Source organism: Planctomycetia bacterium, assembly GCA_034440135.1.
In the GTDB taxonomy this organism is placed as follows: Bacteria; Planctomycetota; Planctomycetia; order Pirellulales; family JALHLM01; genus JALHLM01.
Map to the genome: position 1 here is coordinate 1 of JAWXBP010000094.1, position 10,589 is coordinate 10,589.

A 10,589-nucleotide genomic window follows, 5' to 3' on the forward strand; every position below is an offset into this window, starting at 1 on the left:
GGCCGTCACCGAGGGAAGCACAAGTTCAAGCACACCCCCTCAACCTACCACGCCCAACAACCATGCCGATTCGGGAACGGTTACCGCGTTTGTGAGCTTGCAACAACTGGTGTTTCCCAAACTGATTCGCAAGCATCGCCCCGAGGAGGCGATTCGCTTTTGGGTTGCCGGTTGCGCCACTGGGGAAGAGGTGTACTCACTGACCATCGCCCTGGTCGAGTCCTTGGGGGACATGATCAGCAATACGCCCATCAAGATTCTTGCCACGGACATTAGCGAGGCCGCACTGGAAAAAGCCAGACGTGGCAGTTACGTCGATAACATTGCGCTGGACGTTTCTGCGGCGCGGTTGCGACGATTTTTCAGCAAGAACAACGGCTCGTACCAGATCAGCCAATCGATCCGCGACTTGTGCGTCTTCTCGCGTCACAACGTCAGCCACGACACGCCTTTCGCCAACCTGGATCTAATCAGCTGCCGCAATCTATTGATCTACCTCGACCTCTCGTTGCAGAAACGGGTCATCCCTTACTTCCACTATGCGCTAAGGCCTGGTGGTCACTTAGTGCTCGGCCCGGCGGAAACGACTGGGGCTCAAGCAGACCTGTTTGAGTTGGTCGATAAAGACGCGCGCATTTACTCCAAGAAGCCAGGTAACCGTCAGGCAATCACTTTCCCATTGAGCGAGCCGGGCCAAAGTGTGCATTACCCACCGCTGCCGACCGGTGCGTTGTCTTCGACGGTACACTTGGATGTCAATGAAGTCATTGCCCAGCTACTGTTGCAGCGATTTGGCCCAGCAGGATTGCTCGTGAACGAAGAACTTCAGGTGGTGACCGTACGCGGCAATTTGGCACCCTACTTACGTACCAGAACGTCGACCGTGGGAGTCACCTTGCGGGAGGTGTTGCATGCAGACTTGCTGGACGAAGTATTGGACGCGATTCAACAGGCACGGCGAGAACAGCGGACGGTGCATCGCCATGACCTGTGGCGTAGCGACGTAGATCAGGCCGGCAAGTTGGCATTAGAAGTGATCCCACTACAGCTGTCAGAGTATCCAGCCGCGTGTCTTGTCTTGTTTGAACGGCTCGCGCAGCGTGGAGTTGCTCCAAGGTCAGCCAGTTCCGACAACGTGAACGAGTCGGGCTATGCCCAATTGGCCGACGAGTTAGAGCACACGCGGACGTATCTGCAGTCCGTGATCGAACACAACGAAGTCACCAACGAGGAGCTGCGGGCCGCCAATGAAGAGATTTTGTCGAGCAATGAGGAACTGCAAAGCACAAATGAGGAGTTGCAGACCGCGAAGGAGGAGATGCAGTCCACCAATGAAGAACTGACGACGGTGAATGACGAGCTCAAGCATCGGAATTCAGAACTGGGCAATGTCAATGATGACTTAATCAATCTTCTAGGGGGCCTAAAAATCCCCATTGTGATGGTGAATCGAGAGTTGAAGATTCGGCGTTTCACCCCTTCGGCGGAAGGACTTTTCAGTCTGATCCCGAGTGACGTTGGTCGGCCGCTCTGTCACCTCCGGCACAATCTGAACATCACGAACTTGCCGGAAGTGATCCGAGGCGTGATCGATTCGTTAACTTTTGCGGACGTCGAGGTGCAAGATCAGCAGGGCCATTGGTATTCGTTGCGGATTCGACCCTACGTTACCAGCGACAACCGGATCGAAGGTGCGACGCTCGCACTGGTGGGAATTGATGCGCTCAAGCAAGCTGCCGAACAGCTCACGGCGGCGCGTGACAATGCGGATGCCATCGTGGACACGGTCTGGGAGCCGTTGCTGGTCCTGGACGGAGACCTGCGAATTCAACGCACGAATGCTGCATTCTGCCAGCTCTTCCAGATTTCTTCGGAGAAGGTGAGTGGCCTGCATCTGGCAGAGTTGCCGTACGGCGCACTCGACCAGGCCCAGTTGGTTGCTACCTTGCGACGCATCATCCCGGAAAATGATCGCCTGCGAGATTTCGAGTTGGAGGTCGACCTGTCCGCACATGACCGCCGTACGCTTCTGCTGAATGCACATCGTATCTATTGGGAAGGTAGCGCCACACAAATGATCCTCGTCGCGTTGGAAGACGTCACCAGCCGCAGGCGCGAACTGGCCCAAGCGAAACTGCTGGCCGAAGAACAAGCGCGTCGCGCCGAGGCGGAGGCGGCCAATCGCTCCAAGGACGAGTTTCTGGCCATGTTGGCACACGAGTTAAGGAACCCGTTGGCTCCCATCCGCAACACCATGTACATCCTCCGCAAACGTGTCGCTGGCGACGAGTTGGTTGACCATGCGCTGGACATCTCCGAGCGGCAATTGGCGCACATGGCGCGGCTCTTAGATGACCTTTTGGACGTGGCGCGGATTGCACGAGGCAAGGTTGAGCTGCGGACGGATGTGGTCGAAGTCCAAGCCGCGCTGCGCCAAGCGATTGAAGGGTGTCAATCGTTGATTCGTTCGCGCGACGTGGATCTTCAAGTCACGTTGCCTGACTCGCCGATGTACATCGAAGCGGATCCAGCTAGACTGGAGCAGATCTTGGGGAATTTGTTGAACAATGCTGCCAAGTACACCGACGTGAACGGCGCGATCCAAGTGACGGGCGAAGCGCGGCAAGCATTTGTGGAGATTCGTATCCGTGACACCGGCGTGGGAATCGCTCCTGAGTTGTTGCCAAACATCTTCGATTTGTTTACGCAGGCGGATCGTTCTCTGGACCGCTCTCAGGGTGGTCTTGGAATCGGACTAACGTTGGTGAAACGGCTCGTCACCCTGCACGGCGGCACCGTCGAAGCGCTCAGCGAAGGCATTGACCGCGGTGCGACGTTTGTCGTACGGTTCCCCCGCCTCTCGCGCACGAATGTACTCGCGACCAACAGCGCAGCCGACGAGGGGACGGCCGCGACGTTGCGACGCGTACTGGTGGTGGAAGACAATGTCGATGGTGCGGCTGCCTTAGCCATGTTGCTACGCCATTTGGGCCATCAGGTCAGCGTCGCGCATGACGGAACTGCTGCTCTTGAAATGGCGGCCGCAGAATCGCCGGAGGTCGTCTTGCTCGACATTGGACTGCCAGGAATTAGCGGATATGACGTCGCCAAACGTCTCCGCAACGAAATCGGACTCCAGGATGCGTTGATTGTGGCTGTCACAGGTTATGGCCAGGATCACGATCGGGTCCGTGCCGACGAGTCGGGAATCGACCGGCACCTCGTGAAACCGGTAAATCCACGAGAGTTAGTGGCATTACTGGCAACACTCCGCAGGCACTGAAAATAAACGTAACGCAGGCACCCACGACCCAACTGCCCATGCCGAGGCCATCGCAATTCGGGATGTTTGCCGGCAGCTGAATCACCACTCGCCGGCAGGCTGCGAGTTTTACTGCAGCTGCTACCCTGGGATGGCTTGGAGTTCAGCCAAGATAATGAGAATCGCCCGGGCTGGCTCGCCAGCATAGAGGTACGTCCGCCTTCCGCTGCTGGCTTGCCCTATGGCAACGTTAGCCGAAATCAACGCGACTTAATTATTCTGAGTCGTTCGCGATCACGGACGATCGACATTTCGTCGCCATCCGACAAGGTCATTGACGCTTGTCGAGAGTTTTCCGTTGCGAGCTTCAAGACGGGTGGCATACAGAGATCATGCCTGCGACTGAAATGAGACGGCAGCGAATATCTCTCTCCGTCCAATTCGTATGCTACTTCCTCGTCGGTCGCGTTTTCAATGGCCACATGAATCGCCAGGGAGTTAGGACGTCCGAACATTTGCACGACGAAGCAGTAACCGGTCACGTCGCTTCTCGCTACTCCGACGCCGATCTCAGTAACGTGCTCGTTGAGTAAATTGCGCCGATGCGGGGGGGACTTTTGCCATCCGGCAACTACCTCTCTAGCAACGTCGTTGTACTCAACGGGCCTTGCGTTCCAGCGATAGGCAATGTTTTCGGCGATCAGGCAGGCCTCATACTCATGGGCGGTGGCACGTTCGGCTGGCACACTTCCATCAACCGTATGACCAAAGCGGTTTTCAGCGGCCATATACTCCGCGTACTGCTGAGCCGCATCCTTTTGCGCGACCTTCGTCTCCAACTCCGCGATCTTGCGGTCCTTGGCGTCCTCCACGCGCCGTGCCTTGCCCAGCATCTTGGCGAACGCCGCCTCCGCCTGATCCAGCACCTGCTTTGATCCACAGTTGAAGCTGCGTCGGCTGCACCTTCAACTCGTCCGCCAAGTCGGACACCGCCTCCTTGCCGACCAGGTGCCGCCGCACGACCTCCGCCTTCCGCTCCGCAAAAAACTGCCTACGAGTACGTTTAGCGCTCATGGAAATCACCTCCGCTTGGGTCAATGCTAACCCAAACAAGCGGTGATTCCAGTTTCAGGTGAAGCAGGACAGAACAACATCGCGCCGAAGATGCGCGACGTACCTGCGCTCAGCATTTCGCCGACTGGATGACGAGTTGGTCGGGCAGTATGACGTTTGTCTGGCTGCACGCCATCTGGTTCGCCACGTGGATCGCGATCAACCAGGATCTGACGCCGCTCCCAGCCTTTGATCCCTATCCGTACGGCCTGCTGACGACGACCGTCTCCCTGGAGTCGATCTTTCTCTCCACGTTCGTGTTGATTAGCCAGAACCGGCAAAGCGCCTGGGCGGACCGGCAGGCGAAGCTGGACCTGCAGATCAACTTGTTGACGGAGCACGAGGTTACCAAGGCGCTTGCACTGCTGCAGGCCGTCGCTGTACGATTGGACATTGACCTCGCCGGCATGGACGACCTGCCGGAACTGACGCAAGAAGTGGCGCCGGAAAAGGTGCTGGAAGATCTGGGACATGAAGAATAGCGTTTCTTCGTACGAGTCGTCACGTGTTGTCAACTGGCACGATGCGGCGTGCGCGGTGCGGTAGATCCTCGACTAATTCTACTAACTCGCGGATGTCGATCGGCTTGGCTAGGTAGGCGTCCATGCCCGCCATCAGACAGCGCGCGTCGTCGCCTTGCATGGCATGTGCTGTGAGCGCAACGATCGGCACCGTCGCCATTGTTGGATCGGCGATAGCACGGATCGCGGCCGTCGCCTCAAAGCCGTCCATGGTGGGCATCTGAATGTCCATTAAGATAGCATCAAAGCGACCGCTGCGCGCCGCTTCGACGGCCTCCGCGCCATTGTCGACGACGAGCACGTGATGCCCGCGACGCCGCAAAACCGTCGTGAGCAGTTTCTGATTGGCGTAAGTGTCCTCCGCCAACAAGATGTTGAGCGCCACGCTGGCCTTGGCGGGTTCAGCGGAGGCCGGTGCGGACGACGTTGGCGTCGAAGGCAGTGACCCGGCGCGCGGCATGCGAATCGTAAAGGAAAACGTACTACCTGATCCCGGCGCGCTCTCCACTTGCAACTGCCCGCCCATCATCGCCACGAGATTTGCGGCGATCGTCAGTCCCAGCCCTGCGCCGCCGAAGCGCCGCGTCATGGAGGCGTCGACCTGCGTGAACGGGGAAAAGATCTTCCCCTGATCCTCGGCGGAGATTCCAATGCCGGTATCGCGCACCGCGAACTGGAAGGATGTGTTCGATTCGTCGGACGTGGCCGGCCGCACCACGACGGCTACGGACCCGCGGGATGTAAACTTGATCGCATTGCCAATCAGATTATTCAATACCTGACGCAAGCGTAGCGAGTCACCCACGACATGCATGTCGACGCCTTCCGTGAGTTCGCATTCCAGTCGTAAGTTCTTGGCCTCGGCATGATGAATCAGCGTCTTAACCGTCTGCTGGACGGCCACGCGGAGATCGAACGGCGCCGCTTCGAGCGAAAAGCGCCCGGAATCGAGCTTCGAGAAGTCCAGGATTTCGTTCAACAGCGATACCAACAGCGTGGCCGAAGTGCGAGCGGTCTCTAGATAGTCTCGAACCGAGGGCGCGAGCTGCTCCTGCAATGCGAGATCGGTCATGCCGATGATGGCGTTCATCGGCGTGCGCAGTTCGTGACTCACGTTTGCCAGGAACTCGCTTTTGGCACGATTCGCCCGATCCGCTTCGTCGCGCTCCGCTTGCATCAGCGCCAGAGCGATGCGCTGATCCGCCTGGCGTTCGATTTCTCGTTGCTTGCGATATAGCTCCACAAACACGCTGACTTTGGTTCGCAGCACCTCGGGCAGCATGGGCGCGACGATGTAGTCGACCGCGCCCAGTGAATATCCGCGGCTGACGTGCGTCTCATCGCTTTCGGCGGTGATGAAGATGATCGGCGTATGTTCCGACCGTTTGCGCTGCCGGATCAGGCTCGCCGTCTCGAAGCCATCAAGATCCGGCATGTTGACGTCAAGCAGAACAACTGCGAAATCGTCCGCCAACAGTCGCCGCAGCGCTTCGCGCCCGGACGCGGCCGTCACGACGCGTTCGTCAAGGTCCGCTAGCACAGTGTCTAGCGCGAGCAGCTTGTCGGGTGCGTCGTCAACGATCAGGATGTTGACTTTACCGTTCGCGTCCATAGTGTGCCATAAGGGATGTCAGCGCGATGCTCGAGACTTCGGCGCGGGCCGCGGCGGGCCGCTTGCCGATGGCACCAAAAGCGTAGCACGGAGAACAACTGTTCGGTATCGACGGGCTTCGAGAGATAGTCCCAGGCGCCGGCCTCGATGCATTTTTCGCGATCGCCTTTCATCGCCTTCGCGGTAACCGCCACGATCGGCAGCGACGCGCATTGAGGTAGTTTGCGGATGACGCGCATCGTATCGATGCCATCCATTTCGGGCATCATGATGTCGAGCAGCATCACGTCAATATCCGGCGTCGTCTCCAAAATGTGAATGGCCTCGCGACCCGTCTCCGCGGAGACCACTTGCATTGATTGCCGCTCCAGCACGCTGGTCAGCGCAAAGATGTTGCGGACGTCGTCGTCGACCACCAATACCTTCTTATTCGCCAACGCCCCGGCGTTATCGTGCAACTGCACCAGCATCGTGCGCTGCGCTTCGGAGAGACGCGAGACGGGAGCGTGCAGATGCAGCAACACCTGGTCGAGCAGGCGCTCGCGCGTACGAGCGGTATGGACGACTGTCGCCTCGGCAAGTTGCTTTAGCGCACCGCGATGGGGCCCCTCGTCCTCGTTGAATACGATCACGCCGACATTACGGTGAAAGTCCGCGGGGTCGAGCTGATCGACGAGGCGTTCTAGGAAGGTCTCTTGAACCTTGCCGATTACGACAATGCAGTCGGCCGCGCCCAGCCCTGCGGTGAATTCCATCGCCGCATTGGCATCGGCCTTCTGCACTTCGACATCGTCGATGTTCAACAACTCGGCCAGGGCATCGCGTTGCTTCGCGTCGTCGCCCACGATCAGCACGCGTTGCACGCTCCGCGCCAGGAAACTTTCCAACGATTCCAGTACCTGGTCGAGCCGCTCGCGCCTCTCGATCGGCTTATTCAGCACGGAGTACGCGCCCCGGTTGCGCGCCCGCCTCGCGTCTTCTTCCGTCGAGATCACGCAGACCGGAATATGCCGCGTGGCGAGATCGGACTTGATGCGATCCAGCACCCGCCAGCCATCCATGTCAGGCAAGCGGATATCGAGCGTCACCGCTGAAGGCATGTTTTCATGCACCAGCGCCACGGCGGTCACGCCGGAGGCCGTGACCACGCCATGGAAGCCATGATCGCGGGTGATTTCCAGCATGTATTTTGAGAAGCCAAGGTCATTGTCGACGATCAGCACCATGCGATCCGTCGGCTGCAACGCGGGCGACGCGTCGTCCTCGAAATCGCGAATCACCAGGCTGATGTCGGCCGGTGGCAAAGGCGCTGCGAGCGCAGGCACATTGGCCGGCGCGGCCGTTTCGGCGGCAGGCTTGCGCGTCGTGGTGAGCGCCACGTAACGCTGTGGAAGATACAGCGTAAACGTGCTGCCTTGCCCTTGCGCGCTGACCAGTCGAATCTGGCCGCCCAGAAGTCGCGCGATTTCGCGGCTAATCGCCAGGCCCAACCCCGTGCCGCCGAACCGCCGGCTAGTGCTGCCGTCCGCCTGTTGGAACGCCTCGAAGACGATCTGCTGCTTGTCCGGCGAAATGCCGATGCCTGTGTCGGCCACCGAGATCGCCAAGACGCGATCGGCGCTTTGCAGCCGCTCGTGCGACTTATCCCAGCCTTCCTGAGCAACTTCGACGCGCAATACGACATGGCCGTGATGCGTGAACTTGAACGCGTTCGACAGTAAATTCTTGATAATTTGGCGAAGACGTTTCGAGTCCGTGTAGATCGAGTCGGGCACGTCGGCTTCGATCTGAATGATGAAATCGACGCCCTTGGCTTCGGCGACGTGGCCGAAGGTGCGCTCGTTGTAACGCCGGAAGTCGTTTAGCTTCAATTCATCAATATCAAGCACCACCGTGCCGGATTCGATCTTCGAGAGATCCAGGATGTCGTTGATCAATGTCAACAAGTCGTTGCCTGAGGAATGAATCGTTTTGGCGAACTCCGTTTGCTTTCCGGACAAGTTGCCGTCGGGATTCTTGGCCAATTGATCCGACAGAATCAACAGGCTATTGAGCGGCGTGCGGAGTTCGTGCGACATGTTGGCGAGGAACTCCGACTTGTACTTCGAAGTCAGTGCCAATTGCGTGGCCTTTTCCTCCACGGCCTGACGGGCTTGTTCGACTTCGGTGTTCTTGCGTTCGACTTCCGCGTTCTGATGCGCCAAGAGTCGGGCTTTTTCCTGCAACTCCTGGTTCGTCTGCTGCAGTTCCTCCTGGCGACTCTGCAGTTCCGTGGCCAGCGATTGCGACTGCGCCAACAGGCCCTCGGTCCGCATGTTGGCTTCGATCGTATTGAGCACGATGCCGATGCTCTCGGTCAATTGATCGAGAAATGTCTCGTGCGTCGCGCTGAAGCGATCGAACGAGGCCAACTCCAACACTGCTTTGACCTGGCCCTCGAACAACACCGGAAGAATGATGATGCTTTGCGGATTGGCGTCCCCCAGGCCCGAGGCGATGCGGACGTATTCTGGCGGCACTTGCGTTAAGACGATCTTCTTTTGATCCTGAGCGCATTGGCCGATCAGCCCCTGCCCCCAGGCCAGGCGGCTGCCGAGCGCGTTCGGCTCTTTGAAGGCGTAACTTGCCAACAGCGTCAGCGCCGGCGGTTCCGTGGCGCCGTCCACCGTATAGAACACCGCATGCTGCGCGGAAACGACTGGCGCGAGTTCGGAGAGAATCAACCGACCGACGGTAAGCAAATCCTTCTGGCCCTGGAGCATCCGGCTGAACTTGGCGAGATTCGTCTTCAGCCAGTCTTGCTCGCTGTTCTTTTGCGTGGTGTTTTTCAGATTGACAATCATCTCGTTGATGTTGTCCTTGAGCGACGCCACTTCGCCGGAGGCCGCGACCGTGATGGATTGCGTGAGGTCGCCCTTGGTGACGGCGGTGGCAACTTCCGCGATCGCCCGAACTTGCGTCGTGAGATTCGCCGCCAACTGATTAGTGTTGTCGGTGAGATCTTTCCAAGTGCCGGCGGCGCCGGGCACGTTCGCCTGGCCGCCTAGTTTACCTTCGACGCCCACTTCGCGCGCCACGGTGGTCACCTGATCGGCGAACGTGGCCAACGTCTCGATCATGCTGTTAATGGTATCAGCCAGCGCGGCGATTTCGCCCTTCGCCTGGAGCGTGAGCTTTTGTTTAAGGTCGCCGTTCGCCACGGCGGTCACCACTTTCGCGATGCCGCGCACTTGGCTGGTCAAATTGCCGGCCATGAAGTTGACGTTATCCGTCAGGTCTTTCCACGTGCCGGAGACGCCGCGGACGTGAGCCTGACCGCCGAGCTTACCTTCCGTGCCAACTTCGCGCGCCACGCGCGTTACTTCCGCTGCGAACGAGCTCAGCTGATCCACCATCGTGTTGACGGTGTTTTTTAGTTCGAGGATTTCCCCCTTCACATCGACAGTGATCTTCTTCGACAAGTCGCCATTCGCGACCGCCTTCGTCACGTCGGCGATGTTGCGCACCTGGCCAGTGAGGTTGCCGGCCATGAAGTTCACGCTGTCGGTGAGGTCCTTCCAAGTGCCGGCCACGCCGCGCACGTCGGCCTGGCCGCCGAGTTTGCCTTCCGTACCGACTTCGCGCGCCACACGAGTCACTTCCGCAGCGAACGAGCGAAGCTGATCGACCATCGTGTTGATGGTGTCTTTGAGTTCAAGAATCTCGCCGCGCACATCGACCGTGATCTTTTTCGATAAGTCGCCGTTCGCGACAGCGGTCGTCACTTCGGCGATGTTGCGCACCTGGCCGGTGAGATTGCCGGCCATAAAATTGACGCTGTCCGTCAAGTCCTTCCAAGTGCCGGCCACGCCGCGCACGTCGGCCTGGCCGCCGAGTTTGCCTTCCGTACCGACTTCGCGCGCGACTCGGGTCACTTCCGCAGCAAACGAGCGAAGCTGATCGACCATCGTGTTGATGGTGTCTTTCAACTCCAAGATTTCGCCGCGCACGTCGACCGTGATCTTTTGCGACAAGTCGCCGTTCGCGACCGCGGTCGTCACGTCGGCGATGTTGCGCACCTGGCCGGTCAGGTTCGCGGCCA

General features: G+C 58.9%; 5 protein-coding genes. 2 read left to right on the plus strand and 3 right to left on the minus strand.

Going from position 1 to position 10,589, the window contains the following annotated elements:
- Positions 1–91: 91 nt before the first annotated feature.
- On the plus strand, positions 92–3,283 hold the full coding sequence (locus SGJ19_05540) for a CheR family methyltransferase (GenBank protein MDZ4779695.1): 3,192 nt from the start codon (positions 92–94) through the stop codon (positions 3,281–3,283).
- Positions 3,284–3,522: 239 nt separating this feature from the next.
- Here SGJ19_05540 and SGJ19_05545 read toward each other — a convergent pair whose 3' ends face one another.
- Complete coding sequence (locus SGJ19_05545) at positions 3,523–4,188, minus strand: CAP domain-containing protein (GenBank protein MDZ4779696.1); 666 nt, start codon at positions 4,186–4,188, stop codon at positions 3,523–3,525.
- 297 nt (positions 4,189–4,485) lie between these two features.
- On the opposite strand from SGJ19_05545, the gene SGJ19_05550 reads away from it, so the two are divergent.
- Positions 4,486–4,857: a DUF1003 domain-containing protein gene (locus SGJ19_05550; GenBank protein ID MDZ4779697.1), complete on the plus strand. Its 372-nt coding sequence runs from the start codon at positions 4,486–4,488 to the stop codon at positions 4,855–4,857.
- A 19-nt stretch (positions 4,858–4,876) separates the two neighbouring features.
- On the opposite strand, the gene SGJ19_05555 is transcribed toward SGJ19_05550, so the two are convergent.
- Positions 4,877–6,508, minus strand: coding sequence for a response regulator (locus SGJ19_05555; GenBank protein ID MDZ4779698.1), 1,632 nt, complete (start codon positions 6,506–6,508; stop codon positions 4,877–4,879).
- On the minus strand, positions 6,478–10,589 hold a 4,112-nt coding region (locus SGJ19_05560), incomplete at its 5' end, for a HAMP domain-containing protein (protein MDZ4779699.1). The genes SGJ19_05555 and SGJ19_05560, both read right to left, overlap by 31 nt.

Bases quoted from the DNA above. Each gene is read 5' to 3' on its own strand.
- SGJ19_05555 (MDZ4779698.1), bottom strand. From the start codon at position 6,508: ATGGACGCGAACGGTAAAGTCAACATCCTGATCGTTGACGACGCACCC.
- SGJ19_05550 (MDZ4779697.1), top strand. From the start codon at position 4,486: ATGACGTTTGTCTGGCTGCACGCCATCTGGTTCGCCACGTGGATCGCG.